Origin of the sequence: Cellulomonas sp. (assembly GCF_035634735.1) — a bacterium.
Lineage (GTDB): Bacteria > Actinomycetota > Actinomycetes > Actinomycetales > Cellulomonadaceae > Cellulomonas.
This window is the reverse complement of record NZ_DASQCJ010000024.1, coordinates 1-14,720: the sequence shown is the minus strand read 5'-3', so window position 1 is coordinate 14,720 and position 14,720 is coordinate 1. Positions and strand designations below refer to the sequence as shown.

General features: G+C 77.2%; 14 protein-coding genes. 6 read left to right on the top strand and 8 right to left on the bottom strand.

Going from position 1 to position 14,720, the window contains the following annotated elements:
* Genes VER05_RS02245 through VER05_RS02235 form a run of 3 tightly spaced genes read right to left on the bottom strand, consistent with a single transcriptional unit; the run spans position 1 to position 1,586 of the window.
* The gene (locus VER05_RS02245) at positions 1-477 is read right to left on the bottom strand and encodes a PPOX class F420-dependent oxidoreductase (protein ID WP_324843771.1); all 477 of its coding nucleotides are present in this window, start codon (positions 475-477) and stop codon (positions 1-3) included.
* Positions 478-486: 9 nt separating this feature from the next.
* The gene (locus tag VER05_RS02240; protein ID WP_324843770.1) at positions 487-891 is read right to left on the bottom strand and encodes an NUDIX domain-containing protein; all 405 of its coding nucleotides are present in this window, start codon (positions 889-891) and stop codon (positions 487-489) included.
* Positions 888-1,586, bottom strand: coding sequence for a JAB domain-containing protein (locus VER05_RS02235; RefSeq protein ID WP_324843769.1), 699 nt, complete (start codon positions 1,584-1,586; stop codon positions 888-890). The genes VER05_RS02240 and VER05_RS02235 overlap by 4 nt, the downstream gene beginning before the upstream one ends.
* Before the next feature lie 117 nt (positions 1,587-1,703).
* On the opposite strand from VER05_RS02235, the gene VER05_RS02230 reads away from it, so the two are divergent.
* The 3 genes from VER05_RS02230 to VER05_RS02220 all read left to right on the top strand — a co-directional run bounded on the left by VER05_RS02230 (position 1,704) and on the right by VER05_RS02220 (position 6,709).
* Complete coding sequence (locus tag VER05_RS02230; RefSeq protein WP_324843768.1) at positions 1,704-2,468, top strand: copper resistance CopC family protein; 765 nt, start codon at positions 1,704-1,706, stop codon at positions 2,466-2,468.
* Positions 2,468-4,567 (top strand): cytochrome c oxidase assembly protein, encoded by a 2,100-nt coding sequence (locus VER05_RS02225; protein WP_324843767.1) that lies wholly within the window; start codon positions 2,468-2,470, stop codon positions 4,565-4,567. Before VER05_RS02230 ends, VER05_RS02225 begins: the two co-directional genes overlap by 1 nt.
* Positions 4,568-4,663: 96 nt before the next feature.
* Positions 4,664-6,709: a S9 family peptidase gene (locus VER05_RS02220; RefSeq protein WP_324843773.1), complete on the top strand. Its 2,046-nt coding sequence runs from the start codon at positions 4,664-4,666 to the stop codon at positions 6,707-6,709.
* A gap of 59 nt (positions 6,710-6,768) precedes the next feature.
* On the opposite strand, the gene VER05_RS02215 is transcribed toward VER05_RS02220, so the two are convergent.
* Positions 6,769-7,059 carry a hypothetical protein gene (locus tag VER05_RS02215; protein WP_324843766.1) on the bottom strand — a complete coding sequence of 97 codons (291 nt, stop codon included), beginning with the start codon at positions 7,057-7,059 and terminating at the stop codon, positions 6,769-6,771.
* Between the two features lie 155 nt (positions 7,060-7,214).
* Between VER05_RS02215 and VER05_RS02210 the strand changes: the two genes are divergently transcribed.
* Together VER05_RS02210 and VER05_RS02205 are read left to right on the top strand one after the other, a co-directional pair.
* Positions 7,215-7,442: a DUF6458 family protein gene (locus VER05_RS02210; protein WP_166941682.1), complete on the top strand. Its 228-nt coding sequence runs from the start codon at positions 7,215-7,217 to the stop codon at positions 7,440-7,442.
* Between the two features lie 139 nt (positions 7,443-7,581).
* On the top strand, positions 7,582-9,630 hold the full coding sequence (locus tag VER05_RS02205) for an NHL domain-containing thioredoxin family protein (protein WP_324843765.1): 2,049 nt from the start codon (positions 7,582-7,584) through the stop codon (positions 9,628-9,630).
* Positions 9,631-9,639: 9 nt separating this feature from the next.
* Here VER05_RS02205 and VER05_RS02200 read toward each other — a convergent pair whose 3' ends face one another.
* The 3 genes from VER05_RS02200 to VER05_RS02190 all read right to left on the bottom strand — a co-directional run bounded on the left by VER05_RS02200 (position 9,640) and on the right by VER05_RS02190 (position 12,484).
* Positions 9,640-10,965, bottom strand: a complete 1,326-nt coding sequence (locus tag VER05_RS02200; protein ID WP_324843764.1) for a sensor domain-containing diguanylate cyclase — start codon at positions 10,963-10,965, stop codon at positions 9,640-9,642.
* Between the two features lie 75 nt (positions 10,966-11,040).
* Complete coding sequence (locus VER05_RS02195) at positions 11,041-11,676, bottom strand: TetR/AcrR family transcriptional regulator (RefSeq protein ID WP_324843763.1); 636 nt, start codon at positions 11,674-11,676, stop codon at positions 11,041-11,043.
* Between the two features lie 91 nt (positions 11,677-11,767).
* A complete protein-coding gene (locus VER05_RS02190) occupies positions 11,768-12,484 on the bottom strand; it encodes a biliverdin-producing heme oxygenase (RefSeq protein ID WP_324843762.1) in 717 nt (238 codons plus the stop codon).
* 282 nt (positions 12,485-12,766) lie between these two features.
* Between VER05_RS02190 and VER05_RS02185 the strand changes: the two genes are divergently transcribed.
* Positions 12,767-13,336 (top strand): DinB family protein, encoded by a 570-nt coding sequence (locus VER05_RS02185; protein WP_324843761.1) that lies wholly within the window; start codon positions 12,767-12,769, stop codon positions 13,334-13,336.
* A gap of 864 nt (positions 13,337-14,200) precedes the next feature.
* Here VER05_RS02185 and VER05_RS02180 read toward each other — a convergent pair.
* Positions 14,201-14,635 carry a DUF2000 domain-containing protein gene (locus VER05_RS02180; protein WP_324843772.1) on the bottom strand — a complete coding sequence of 145 codons (435 nt, stop codon included), beginning with the start codon at positions 14,633-14,635 and terminating at the stop codon, positions 14,201-14,203.
* Positions 14,636-14,720 lie beyond the last annotated feature (85 nt).

Genomic DNA, 14,720 nt, shown 5'->3' with positions numbered 1-14,720 from the left:
TCAGCCGTCCAGGCGCGCGGCCACGTCCGCCGGGAAGCCGCCCGTGGCGACCGGGCCCCAGCGGGTCGGCGTGACCCGGATCAGGCTCTTGCCCTGCACCCGCATCGCGGCGCGGTACTCGTCCCAGTCCGGGTGCTCGCCGGCGATGCACCGGTAGTAGTCGACCAGCGCGTCCTCGGCCTCCGGCATGTGCAGGACCTCGGCGTCGCCGTCGACCTGCACCCAGGGGCCGTCCCACTCGTCCGACAGCACGAGCACCGAGACGCGGGCGTCGCGCTCGGCGTTCACGGTCTTGGCGCGCCCGGGGTAGGTCGAGATGACGATCCGGCCCTGGTCGTCGACGCCGCCGCTGACCGGCGAGATCTGCGGGCGGCCGTCGCGCCGGGCGGTGGCGAGCAGCAGGTGGTGCCGGGTGCGGAGGAAGTCCAGCAGCTCGGGCAGGTCGACGGTCGTGTTCGTCGCGATGGAGCGGGCCATGCCCCGACCCTAGGCCGCGGCCGCCTCCCGCAGCAGGTCGACGGTGAGCGGCGCGAGCGGCAGCCGGGCGGCCTCGGCGGGCGTCACCCACACGGCCTCGGCGATCTCGGCCGTCGGCACCGCGCCGGTCACCCCGTCGACGGCGAACACGTGCGCCTCGAGGTGGTGCCCCGGCTCGTTCGCCGCCGGCGCCTCGCGGCGGCCGAGGTCCCGGACCCGCGCCGGGTCCACGACGACCGCGAGCTCCTCGCCGATCTCCCGGACCACGGCGGCCCGCGGGTCCTCGCCGGGCTCGATCTTGCCGCCGGCCTGCATGTAGGCGGCGGTGTCCCGCTTGCGGACGAGGAGCCACCGGCCCGCGTCGTCGACGATGACCGCCGCGGCGATCCGGAGGGTGGGGTGCGCGTCGGTCACGGCGCCCATCCTGCCCCCGCCCGGGGGTCCTCCGTCGCCGACCGCCAGGAGTCGCCCCGCAGGACCAGGCTGTCGAGTACCCGGACGCCGCAGTGCGCGGCCGCCCCGGCGACGGCCGCGTGCGCTCGGGCGTCCGCCGGGTGCGGGTCGGGGTCGCCCGGGTCGTGCCGGTGCGCGAGGGCGACGGTCACCCCGCCGCGTCGCAGCGTCTCCGCCAGCACCTCCCGCACCGCGAACGGCTCGGCGTGGGCGGCGGCGCCGGGGACCACGACCGCGCCGAGGAGCCGCGCCGCGCGGTCGCCGGCGACCGCCACCACGCGACCGTCGGCCGGACCCGCGAGGAGCGGGGCGGCGAGCCGCGCCACGTCGGCCGGGGTGCGGACGGTCGCGCGCCGGTCGGTGGAGGTGCCGAACCGGCGGGCGAGCGCCAGGCCGGCGACGACGCGGGTGGCCTTGGCGGGGCCGACGCCGGGCGAGCGCAGCAGCGCGGGCGGGTCGGCGTGCGCGAGGCCCGCCAGGCCGCCGTGCGCGGCCAGCAGGTCCCGGGCGGTGTCGAGCGCGCTCGCGCCCCGCCGCCCCGAGCCGAGCAGCAGCGCGACGAGCTCGACGTCGGACAGCGCGTCCGCGCCCAGGCGCAGCATCCGCTCCCGCGGGCGCTGGTCCGGGTCGAGGTCGGCGAGCATCGGGGTCCTCACCTCCTCGACCCTAGGGGCGCCGGCCGGCCCCGAGCCGGTTGTCCACAGGCCGGGTGCAGCGGGTGATCCGCGCCACCCGTGGCGCGGTGGGTGGCCCGTGCGGGTGATGATGGAGCCGTGATCCCCTCCGAGCGCCCGACCCCCGCCCCCGCGCCCGCCCGCCTCGCCCGCGTCGCCGCCGCCCCCGCCCCGGCGCCCCGCGCGCTGGCCGCCGTCGCCGCGCTGCTGCTCGCGCTCGCGGCGGTGCTGCTGACCGCGGGTCGCGCCGACGCGCACAACGCGCTGCTGGGGACCGACCCGGCGGACGGGTCCACCGTCGACGCGCCGCCCGCGAGCATCACGCTGACCTTCGACCAGCCCGCGCAGGCGCTCGGGACCGAGATCGTGGTGCTCGGGCCGGACGGCAGCACCGTGAGCGAGGGCGCCGCGGAGCTCGTCGACAACACCGTCTCCCAGGCGCTCGCCGCCGACCTGCCCGCCGGCGCGTACTCCGTCGAGTGGCGGGTCACCTCCGCCGACGGCCACCCGCTGTCCGGCACCCTCGCGTTCACGGCCACCGCCGGCGCCGCGGCCGCCGGCCCGACCGCGCCCGAGACGATCGAGCCGACCGCCGAGCCGACGACGTCGACCCAGGCCGAGGAGCCGTCGTCCGAGGCGACGGTCTCGGCGACGCTCGCCCCGCAGCAGGAGCTCGCCGAGGACGAGGACGCCGGCGTGGCGGCCGGGGTGGTCGCCGCGGTCGTCGTGGCCGTGCTGGCCGCGGTCGCGGTCGCCGTGTTCGTCGTGCGCGAGCGCCGCCGGTCCCGCGACGACGGCGCCGGCCCGGCCGGCCCCACCGGCCCGACCGGCACCACCGGCGGGGACGGCCGGGCGGAGGGCTGATGGCCCCCGGCGTCGCCGCGCCCGCCGGCCCGCGCCCGGCCCGCACCCCCCGCGCCGCGGACGGGGGCCGACGGGGCCGGGCCGACTGGCTGCGGATCGCCGCGCTCGCCGTCGCGGCCGTGGCCGCCGTGGTGGCCGGCATCGCGTTCACGGGCGCGGCGGCGCCGACGGCCCTGCGCGACCCCGGCGCCCTGGTCCGCTGGGGGCTGCCGATCGCGTCGACCGGCGCCGAGCTCGCCGCGTCCGCGACCCTGGGCGGGCTCGTGCTGCTCGCGACCGTCCTGGTCCGCCGCGACGAGACGATCGTGCGCGCGGCGTCCGGGGTCACGGCCGTCGCGGCCGCGGTGTGGACGCTCACGGCCGTCGTCGAGCTCGTCCTCACCTACGCGAACGTCGCGGGCCTGTCGCCGACCGACCCGGCGTTCGGCGGCGAGCTCGGCCAGTTCGTGACCCAGTTCGAGCTCGGCCGCGTCCTGCTGACCGTCGCGGTGGTCGCCGCCGTCGTCACCGCCCTCGCGCTGATGACCACGTCCCCGGTCGGCACCGCGTGGACCGCGCTGCTCGTCGTGGTCGCCCTGTGGCAGTCGGCGCAGACCGGGCACGCCGCCGGTGCCGCGAGCCACGACCTCGCCACGTCGTCGATGTTCCTGCACCTGGTCGGCGCCGCCCTGTGGATCGGGACCCTGCTCGCGCTGTCGCCGCTCGCGCACCGGCTCGGCGCCGACCTCGCGCCCGCGGTCGCGCGGTTCTCGGTCATCGCCGCCTGGTGCTTCGTCGCCGTCGCGGTGTCCGGGGCGGTCAACTCCGTCATCCGGCTGGGCTCGTGGGACGACTGGACCACCCGGTACGGCGTGCTGCTGCTGGTGAAGATCGTGCTGTTCGGCGTCCTCGGGCTGCTGGGCCTGGCGCACCGGCGCCGGGTCGTCGGGCGGCTGGCGGGGGACGCGCGCGCCCCCGCCACCTGGCTGTTCTGGCGGCTCGTCCTGGTCGAGCTCACCGTCATGGGCGCCGTGTCGGGCGTCGCCGTCGCGCTGGGGTCCTCGCCGCCGCCGGTGCCGGACGACCCGATCACCGACCCGACCCCGGCCGAGATCGTCACCGGCCACCTGCTGCCGCCCGAGCCGACCACGCTGTCCTGGATCACGCAGTGGCGCTGGGACGTGCTGCTCGCGTCCGCCGCCGTCGCCGGCGTCGTCGTCTACGTCCGGTGGGTGCTCCGGCTGCGCCGCCGCGGCGACGCCTGGTCCTGGGCGCGCACGGCGTCCTGGGTGACGGGCATGGCGCTGTTCTTCTGGACCACGTCCGGCGGGCCGGCGATGTACGGGCACGTGCTGTTCAGCGCCCACATGGTCGAGCACATGATCCTGGCGATGGTGATCCCGGTGCTGCTCGCGCTGTCCGCGCCGGTCACGCTCGCGCTGCGCGCGCTGCCGTCCCGGGCCACCCGCGCGGGCCGGGGCGCCCCCGACGCGTCGCGCGGCCCGCGGGAGTGGCTGCTGGGCCTGGTGCACAGCCGCTGGGGCCGGTTCTTCGCCAACCCGGTCGTCGCCGCGGTGAACTTCGCCGGCTCGATGGTCGTCTTCTACTACACCGACGTGTTCCGCTGGGCGCTGACCTCCGAGGTCGGGCACTACGCGATGGTGGTGCACTTCTCGCTGGCCGGGTACCTGTTCGTGAACGCCCTGGTCGGCATCGACCCGGGCCCGAACCGCCCGCCGTACCCCCAGCGGCTGCTGCTGCTGTTCGCGACGATGGCGTTCCACGCGTTCTTCGGCGTCGCGCTCACCACCGGCGACGTGCTGCTGGTGCCCGACTGGTTCGGCCTGCTCGGCCGCGAGTGGGGGCCGTCGGCGATCGTCGACCAGCAGCGCGGCGGCGGCGTGGCCTGGGGCATCGGCGAGCTGCCGACCCTGGCGCTCGCGATCGCCGTGGCGTTCGCGTGGGCGCGGGACGAGGAGCGCACCGCGAGGCGCCGGGACCGCAAGGTCGCGCGCGACGGGGACACGGAGATGGACGAGTACAACGCGATGCTCGCGCGGCTGGCGGAGCGGGACGCAGGCGGGGCGCCGGATTCCCGTGAGGTGCCGCGGGAGCCGTGATAGGACGGCGGGGTGACCGACGCTGCCGACACCACGCCCGAGCCCACGCCCCCGACCCCCTTCCACGACCTCGACGCCTACGTCGCCCTGCCCCGGATGTCCGGGCTGGCGCTGTCCCCGGACGGCACTCGGCTCGTCACCGCGGTGTCGACGCTGGACGCCAAGCGCACCCGGTACGTGACCGCGCTGTGGGAGGTGGACCCCGAGGGCGCCCGCCCCGCCCGCCGCCTGACCCGGTCCGCGAAGGGCGAGTCCGCCGCGCGGTTCGCCTCGACCGGCGACCTGCTGTTCACCTCCGCCCGCCCGGACGCCGACGCCGACGCCCCGGACGACGAGCCGCCCGCCGCGCTGTGGCTGCTGCCCGCCGACGGCGCCGAGGCCCGGGTCGTCGCGTCCCGGAAGGCCGGCATCGGCGGCGTGGTCGTCGCCGAGGACGCCCCCGTCGTGGTCGTCCCGTCGGACGTGCTGCCGAGCGCGGCCGACGACGCCGAGGACGAGCGGCTGATCGGCGCTCGCAAGGACGCCAAGGTCGCCGCGATCCTGCACTCCTCCTACCCGGTGCGGTACTGGGACCACGACCTGGGCCCCGCGCAGCCGCGGCTGTTCGCGGGCGACCTCAGCACCGTCGCCGCGTCGCCCGAGGCCGGCGCGGCCGCGCCCCGGCTCGCTCTGCGCGACCTGGCCCCCGACGCCGGTGCCGCGCTGCAGCACCAGGACGCCGTGCTGTCGCCGGACGGCCGCACCCTCGTGACCTCGTGGGCGCGGCCCGGCGCGCGGGGCACGCTCCGGCAGCAGCTCGTGGCGGTCGACGTCGCCACCGGCACCCGCCGGGTGCTCGTGGACGACCCGACGGCCGACGTCGCGGGCCCGGTGGTGTCCCCGGACTCCCGGTGGGTCGCCTACGTGCGCGAGACCATCACGACGCCGACCGCCGCGCCGCAGGTGCAGCTCTGGGTCGCCGACCTGGACGCCGCCGACGGCGCCCCGCGCCGGGTCGCCGAGGGCTGGGACCGCTGGCCGCACGAGATCGCCTGGACGCGCGACGGCGCCGGCCTGCTGGTCGGGGCGGACCACCTGGGCCGCGGGCCGGTGTTCCACGTCGCGCTCGACTCCGGCGCCGTCACGCAGGTGACCGCCGACGACGCGGTGTTCAGCGACCTGCGGGTCAGCCCGGACGGCGCCACGCTGTACGCGCTGCGGATCTCGTACGCCGCCCCGGCGCACCCCGTCCGGGTCGACCTCGCGGCGGCCCTGGCGTCCGGCTCCCCGGTCGAGGCGGTCGCGCTGCCGGCGCCCGCGCCGCTGCCTGCGCTGCCCGGCACGCTCACCGAGGTGACGACGACGGCCGAGGACGGCGCCGAGGTGCGCGCCTGGCTCGTGCTGCCGGAGGGCGCGTCCGCCGCGTCGCCCGCGCCGCTGCTGCTGTGGATCCACGGCGGGCCGCTGAACTCGTGGAACGCCTGGTCCTGGCGGTGGAACCCGTGGATCATGGCCGCCCGCGGCTACGCCGTCCTGCTGCCCGACCCGGCGCTGTCCACCGGCTACGGCCAGGACTTCGTCCAGCGCGGCTGGGGCGCGTGGGGCGCGGCGCCGTACACCGACCTCATGGCGATCACCGACGCCACGGTCGCGCGTGCCGACGTCGACGAGACGCGGACGGCGGCGATGGGCGGCTCGTTCGGCGGCTACATGGCCAACTGGGTCGCGGGGCACACCGACCGGTTCCGCGCGATCGTCACGCACGCCAGCCTGTGGGCGCTCGACCAGTTCGGCCCCACGACCGACCACTCCTTCTACTGGGAGCGGGAGATGACGCCGGAGATGGCGCTCGCCAACTCCCCGCACCTGTCGGTCGAGAAGATCGTCACCCCGATGCTCGTCGTGCACGGCGACAAGGACTACCGGGTGCCGATCGGCGAGGGCCTGCGGCTCTGGTACGAGCTGCTGTCCCGGTCCGCGCTGGCGGCGGACGAGAACGGTGAGACGCCGCACCGGTTCCTCTACTTCCCGGACGAGAACCACTGGGTGCTGAGCCCGCAGCACGCCAAGGTCTGGTACCAGGTCGTGGACGCGTTCCTCGCGGAGCACGTGCTGGGCCTGAGCGGCGACGACCTCCCGCCGCTGCCCGAGGTCCTGGGCTGAGTCGCGCCGCCCGCGGGCCGCGCCGTCACCCCGGCGGTGCGGCCCGAGGGCGGGTCGGCTCAGGGCAGCTCGAGGAGGAAGCGCACCGGCGCGAGCAGCGCCCGCCCGATCGTGCGGGGCACCGACGCGCCGCTGTCCCGCGCGGCGACGACGGTCGTGACGACCGCGGCGGCGGCGCCCGCGACGAGGAGGCCCGCCCACGCCCACGCGGCCCCGGCCGGCAACGCCCCGGCCAGGTCCAGGACGCCGAGCGCGGCGGCGGCGACCAGCAGCGCTCCGGTGGCCAGCAGCCAGCCGAGGGCGCGCCGGCTCGGCCGGTCGTCCGGCGTCCGGTCCGTGGGGTGCGTCACCCGGGCATCGTGGCACCGGCCGCCGCCCCGCGGGTCCGGTCGCGGTGACGTCACCCGTCCGGGCCCCCCGCTCGACGCGCGGAGCAGCGCATCCGCCGCCAGACTCGGTCCCGGAGCCCCGGGCACCCCCGCCCGGGCCGGGAAGGAGTCCGACCATGGGCATCGGCGGCGGCATCGCCCTGATCGTCATCGGCGCGATCCTCGCGTTCGGCGTCAGCGACAACATCGCGAACGTGGACCTCACGGTCATCGGCTACATCTGCATGGGCGCGGGCGTGCTCGCGCTGATCCTCGCGCTGGTGCTGACCAACCAGCGCGCGAACACCTCGCACCGCGAGGTCGTCGAGCGGTACGACGGCCGCACCCCGCCCCCGGCGGCCTGACCCGCCCATGGGTGGAAGGTTGTGACGGACACGCCGTCGGCGTGTCCGTCACAACCTTCCACTGTCGGGAGGGGGTACCCACCCGACCAGCACGCGGCCCCCGGGACGATCCGGGGGCCGCGTCGTGTTCACTACTCCTGTGACCACCAGCAGCACCCGTCTCCCGAAGGTCCGCGCGTCCGAGCTCGTCGGCCGCGGCTGGCTCAACACCGGCGGCCAGGACGTCGCGCTCGCGGACCTCCGCGGCAAGATCGTCCTCCTGGACTTCTGGACCTTCTGCTGCATCAACTGCCTGCACGTCCTCGACGAGCTCCGCGAGCTCGAGGAGCAGTACCGCGACGTGCTGGTGATCGTCGGCGTGCACTCGCCGAAGTTCGTGCACGAGGCCGACCCGGTCGCGCTGGCCGCCGCCGTCGAGCGGTACGAGGTGCACCACCCGGTGCTGGACGACCCCGAGCTGGTCACCTGGTCCGCGTACACCGCGCGCGCCTGGCCGACGCTCGTCGTCATCGACCCGGAGGGCTACATCGTCGCCCAGATGGCCGGCGAGGGGCACCAGAGCAACGTGGAGCGCCTGGTCCGGGACCTGGTCGCCGAGCACGACGCCAAGGGCACGCTGCACCGCGGCGGCGGCCCGTACGTCCCGCCGGAGCCGACGGCCGGGACGCTGCGGTTCCCCGCGAAGGCGGTCGCGCTGCCGGGCGGCACGCTGCTGGTCGCCGACGCCGGGCACCACTCGCTCGCCGAGCTGGCCGCGGACGGCGAGACCCTCGTCCGCCGCATCGGGTCCGGCGAGCGCGGCCTGGTCGACGGCGGCCCCGACGAGGCGCGGTTCAGCGAGCCGAACGGCCTGGCCCTGCTGCCCGAGGACGTCGCCGCGGCGGTCGGCTACGACGTGCTGGTGGCGGACACCGTGAACCACGCGCTGCGCGGCGTGCGGCTGTCCGACGGCGCGGTCACCACCGTCGCCGGCACCGGGGAGCAGTACCTCGTCGGCGAGCCGACCGTGCCCGCGCCGCTGCCGGGTCGCACGGACCTGTGGCGCGCCGGCGGGGCGCGCGCGGCGACGTCCGTGCCGCTGTCCTCGCCGTGGGACGTGGTCTGGTCGCCGCAGACGGGGACCGCGCTGGTCGCGATGGCCGGCAACCACCAGCTGTGGGCGTTCGACCCGGTCGACGGCGTGGTCGAGCCCGTCGCGGGCACGATGAACGAGGGCCTGACCGACGGCGACCCGCGCGAGGCGTGGTTCGCCCAGACCTCCGGCACGGCGCTCGCCGCCGACGGCCGGGTGTGGCTGGCCGACTCCGAGGTCTCCGCGCTGCGCTGGATCGACCCGGGGACGCCCGCGGCGGCCGCGGCGGCGGAGGCGCCGGCGCCGGGCGGGTTCGTGGGGCTGGTCGGGGCGGGCGCCGCGCTCGCCGCCGCCCGCACGGCGCCCACCGGGCCCGCGGACGCCTGGTCCGGCGCGGTCGTCGGCACGGCCGTCGGCGCCGGCCTGTTCGACTTCGGCCACCGGGACGGCGCGGCCGACCAGGCGCTGCTGCAGCACCCGCTCGGCGTGGCGGTGCTGCCGGACGGCTCGGTCGTCGTGGCGGACACGTACAACGGGGCGGTCCGCCGGTGGGCCCCCGCGGCCGACGGCGACGGCCCCGGCGAGGTGAGCACGCTCGCGACCGGCCTCGCCGAGCCGAGCGGCATCGTCGTGCAGGCCGACGCGGAGGCCGGCGGCGTGACGCTGCTGGTGGTCGAGTCGGCCGCGCACCGGCTGACCCGGATCGCGCTGCCGGCGACCCTGGCCGGCGAGGTCCTGGACGCCGGCGCCCACCGCACGCAGCGGCCGGTCACCGACATCGCCCCCGGCGAGCTGGCCCTCGACGTGGTGTTCACCCCGGCGGCCGGGCAGAAGTACGACGACCGGTTCGGTCCGTCGACGATGCTCCGGGTGTCGTCGACGCCGGCGGAGCTGCTGCTCGACGGCGCCGGCGACGACGTGCCGCTGACCCGGACGCTGCGGATCAACGCCGACGTCGGCGAGGGCGTCCTGCACATCACTGCGCGCGCGGCGAGCTGCGACGCGGACCCCGCGATCGAGTTCCCGGCGTGCCACCTCAACTCCCAGGACTGGGGCGTCCCGGTCCGCGTGGTCGCCGGCTCCCCGGCCGAGCTGTCCCTCCCGCTGCACGGCTGAGCCGCGGCGTCAGGCGGCGCCCAGGACCGCCAGGGAGAGCAGGGTCTGCAGGGTCGTGGTGACCGTGCGGTCGTCGGGCAGGGTCGACTCGACCGTGACCGACCACGGGGCGCGCCGCAGCTCGACCTGCCGCACGCCGGAGACGTGCAGCGAGCCCGTGCCGCCGCGCGCCACGACCACCGGGTCCCCGCCGTCGTGGCGCTGCACCGACCAGCCCGACCCGCCCATCGCCTCGGTCGCGGCCGCGGCGAGGGCGCACAGCCGGGACAGCGGCGCGGGGCCGGTCGCCGACAGCGCGGTGACGGTGGCCGCGACGGTGCGGCCGAGCACCGCCCCCGGGTCGTCGGCGCGGTACTGCCGGGCCCGGGCCGCCGCGTGGCTGCGCTTGGCGTGGTACTGCGCGGCGTCCGCCCGGCGGAACAGCGACCGCGGCGTGGGCGCCGCCCCGAGCGAGCCGCGCGCGGAGGACGCGATGCCGTAGGACAGCGAGGCCCCGAACGGCAGCGCGCTGTCGCCCACGGTCGCGTCCATCACCTGCACCACGGTCGTGCGGGGGATGCCGGAGGTCACGACGCAGAACTCGTCGCCGCCGATCCGCGCGACGGTGGAGCCGGGCAGCCCGCCGCCGGCGCGGCGCAGCACGCCGGCCACGCTCCGCAGCAGCTCGTCGCCGGCGTCGTGCCCGAGCTCGTCGTTCACCCGCTTCAGGCCGTCGACGTCGCACATCACGATGCAGGTCTCGTCGCCGGAGTCGATCGCGCGCTGCGCGGCCTCGTCGGCGACCCGCCGGGTGCTCAGGCCGGTCAGCGCGTCGTCCGACACCAGGTGCCGCACCTGCTCCGCGAGGTCCAGCCGGGCGACCTGCGCCCCGAGCAGGGCACCCAGCACCTCGCCGCGGGCCGCGTCGTCGGCGGTGAAGGCGGGCGCGCGCTCGTCGCGGACCGCGCACAGCACGCCCCACAGGTCGCCGTTCACGACCACGGGCGCGACCAGCGCGGGGCGCGGGCGCGCGGGGTCGTCGCCCGGCGCGGACAGCCAGGTCTCGCGGCGCCGGACCAGCGCCCGCACGGCGTCGCCGTCGCGCAGGGCCTCCTCGGCGGCGGGCAGCTCGTCGGTGGGCTCGGCGGCCAGCACGTGCCAGTCGTCCTGCTCGAGCCGCGCGACCGCGGCCACCTCGACGTCGAGCAGGTCGCGGGCGGCGACCACGGCGGCCTCGTGCACCTCGCCCAGGGCGGTGGCGCCCCCGAGGCGGTGCGCGAGCAGGGCGAAGTGCCGGGCGTCGTCCCCGTCACCGCGGGGCGCGCTCGTCCGGGCCGGCGGCGGGGCGTCGGTCACCGGCACATCATCGCCTGTCGGGCTCCCGGCCACACGCGGGGCGCACCGGGGGTCCTCCGAGCGGGTGAACGCCGGTCAGGCGGGGACGGCCTCCGGCTCGAGCACGCCGGTCGCCGCGCGCTCCCCGGCGCCGACGGCGCGGAGCACGAACAGCACCGTCGACTCGATGGCGCGCTCGCGCGCGGGCTGGTCGTCGGGCAGGCCGCGGCTGCTCAGGCACGCGTTGACGAGCGAGACCGTCGTCCCCAGGTCCTGCTCGGGGAACGCGCCCGACTCGATCCCGGCGGACAGCACGCGGCGCAGCATGGCCTCGACCAGCACCACGTGCTCGCGGACCCGCTGCTGCGTGCCGCGGGACAGCACCGAGCGCAGGTCCGGGCCCGGGGCGAGGTGGTAGTCCCGCTTGAGCTCGCACTGCGCCCGGACGTACGCGCGCAGCTGCTCGGTCGGGTCGTCGATGCCGGCGAGCTCGGCCTCGAGCGCGGCCACGTACTGCTCGGTCTCGTGCATGATGAAGCCGACGAGCATCGACTCCTTGTCGGCGAAGTGGTTGTACACCGCCGTGCGGCCGACGCCGGCGGCCTGGGCGATGTCGGCGAGGGTGATCGAGTCGAACCCGCGCTCGGCCATCAGCCGGGACATCGCGCCGAACAGGCGCAGCCGCGTCTGCTCCCGGTGCTCGTGCAGCGAGCCGCCGATGATCTTGGGCATGCTGACATGATCGCACGCGATGTCAGCATCCGCGGCGCGCAGGTGTGTCGGGAGCGTGCAGGTGTCGCGCGGGGCACGCGCCGGGGCGCGGTCAGGCGGCCCTGTGCACCTCGGCCAGCGCCGCGAACAGGGCCCGGTTGTGCAGGAACGCGGCTCGCGCCTCGTCGACCACCGCGGCCCGCTGGTCCTCGGTCAGGTCCAGCGCGTCGACCCGAGTCCGGTACAGGTCCTTGAACGGCTTCGGCTTCGGGATCGCGGGGAAGGCGTAGAAGCCGACGCCCTCGTCGGCGACCGCGTAGTGCCGCTGCACCATCCGGCCGATGACCTGACCGCCCGACAGGTCGCCGAGGTACCGGGTGTAGGCGTGCGCGACGTAGCGGCCGACGTCGGAGCCGCCGGCGCGGACCGCCGCCGCGTAGGCCGCCGTGGCGGGCAGCGGCACGGCCCGGTCGCGCCAGGCGGGGCCGGCGAGGTGCGCGAGGTCGGCCTCGATCGCCGGGACGCGCGCCAGCTCGTCGAACACGACGCCGGCGCCCGCCGGCGTGCGGCGCACCTCCTCGCCGACCTCCTCCAGGGCCACGTAGACCGCGTGCAGCTGGAGGGCGAGGTCGACGTACGCCGCGGTCGTCAGCCGGCCGCCCAGCAGGTCCTCCACGAACGTCGATCCCTCGGCGGCCTCGTGCTCCGGGCGGGTGCCCTCGCGGAGCAGCAGCGAGAGGGGGGCGGGCCCGGGCGCGGCGCCCGCGGCGTCGGCGGCCGGGGCGTCGGCGCGCGGCGCGGCGGCGGGCAGGTCGTGCGTGGTGGTCATGCGGTCTCCCCGGGGGCGCGCGGCGGGCGTCGAGATGACGTCGCGTCAGAACGTACCGCACGAAGTAAGGATTGCCTACCCTCGCCTGTCGAGGGGCCTCGGCCGTGCCGTGGGGTGGTCGCCCACGCGGGCCCAGTGCACCCGGCGCCCCGAGCGCCCCCGCGCCGACGCACCCCGAGCGCTCCCCGCGGCCCGCGTCACACGCCGCGCCGCCGAGCGCCCCCGCGTGCCCGCACGCCCCCCGTGCCCCCGCGCGCCGCCGCGCGGGATAGCGTGCGTGGCGTGACCGCCGCGACGCCCCCCGCACCCGACGCCGACCCCGCCGACGACTACCGCCCCGCCGACCCGGACGCGAAGGACTGGACCTGGGTCCTCGCCGAGCGCTGCCCGGAGTGCGGGTTCGCCGGCACCGACGTCGCGGGCCCGGACATCGCGGGCACGGTGCACGACCTGGTGCCGCGGTGGCGCGCCGCGCTCAACCGGCTCGACGTCCGCGACCGGCCCGCGCCGGGCACCTGGTCGCCGCTCGAGTACGGCGCCCACGTCCGGGACGTGCACCGGGTGTTCACCGAGCGCCTGCGCCTGATGCTCACCGAGGACGACCCGCTGTTCCCGAACTGGGACCAGGACGCCACCGCCGCGGCCGAGCGGTACGACCGGCAGGACCCCGGTCGGGTGGCGGACGAGCTCGCCGACGCCGCGGCCGCGCTGGCCGCCGGGTTCGCGGCGGTGCGGCCGGACCAGTGGGGCCGTGCGGGGCGCCGGTCCAACGGGTCGACGTTCACCGTGACGACGCTCGGGCAGTACTTCCTGCACGACGTGGTGCACCACCTGCACGACGTGCGGGCCTGACGGCCGGGGGAGACGCGGCGAGGCCCCTCGGACGCTTACTCCGAGGGGCCTCGATCCGGGGACGACGCTACGGGCCGACGGCCACCGGGCGGTGCAGGCGCGCCGCACCCGCCCGGGCCCGCCGCGGGACAGCGCCGTCATCCACAGATTCTGTGCACAACCCTGTGAACACCGCATGATCCTGCAGGTGACGCTGTGGACAACATGTGCACCCGGCGGTGGACGAGAATTCCCGGCCCCAGGCCCTTGCGGGCGTCCTCGCGCCAGGACTAGAACTCTTCCAACGACCTCGACGGACGCACCGTCCACCGCAGGGAAGCCCGCCTCGGCGGGCGCCCGGCGGGGCGGAGCCGGCGGGGTCGGGACCCGAGGGAGAACGACGGACCACCTCGGCGGGGCGACCCGACGAGCTGCGGATGACGACGCAGCGGCCCGTAGGACCCCGAAGGTCGGATCGTCGCCGTCCCGCCCGCGGTTGGTGCCCCCCGAGGTCGCCGCCGGGTGCCGGGGCGGAGCTGCACCGTCAGAGCGGCCGCCGGTCCCCGATCCGTCGGGGACGTTGGGACGACGATCGGGGAGGGCCCCTCGGACGCTTACTCCGAGGGGCCCTTCTCCGTCCCCGGGCACGGTTACCCACAGGGTGGTCGGGGTTGTCCACACCCCGTGGTCGCCCGAACGGCCCCTCGGACCACCCGGTAGGGCGATATGTCCGGCTGTATCCACAGGAGTTGTCCCCACCTTGTGCATGGGGCCGTGGATCGTGCGGGGCACGGGCGCCCACGCCTGTGGACGCCGTGTGCACGCCCGGTGGACGGCTGGGGACCCGCGGGGACCCGGCGGGTGCGCGCCTGGGGACGGGTGGCGTCAGCCCAGCAGGCGCAGCTTCCCGACCAGCCGGTCGACCCGGTTCCGCGGGCCGACGATGCTCAGGGCGAGGTAGTCGTGGGCGTCCGCCGGTCGCCCCGCCATCGCCGCGAGGTACTCCGTGTACACGCGGATCTGCTGGGCGATGGCGGGCATGTCGGCCACGTGCACGCCGGGCGCGGCGACCGCCTTGGCGCGCAGCGCCGCCAGGGTGGCGCGGGGCGCGCCCAGCACGGTGCAGCCGGTCCAGGGCAGGCCGGTGTGCGTGCCGCCGTCGGCGTCGGGCGCGCCGGGTCCGAGGAGGCCGTGCACGCCCGTGACGGTCGCGGCCGTCACGCACGCGACGGCGTTCGCGGCCCGGCCGGGGTCGAGCGACTCGTCGACGACCACCACCCACTTGAGCCGGGCGGAGCGCGTCGGCTCGTCGAGGCGGATCTCGTCGGGGTCGAAGCCGACCGCCGGCTCGGCGGAGTCGGCGGCGGGCAGGGCGCGGCCGGGCGCGGCGGGCGGGGTCGGCGAA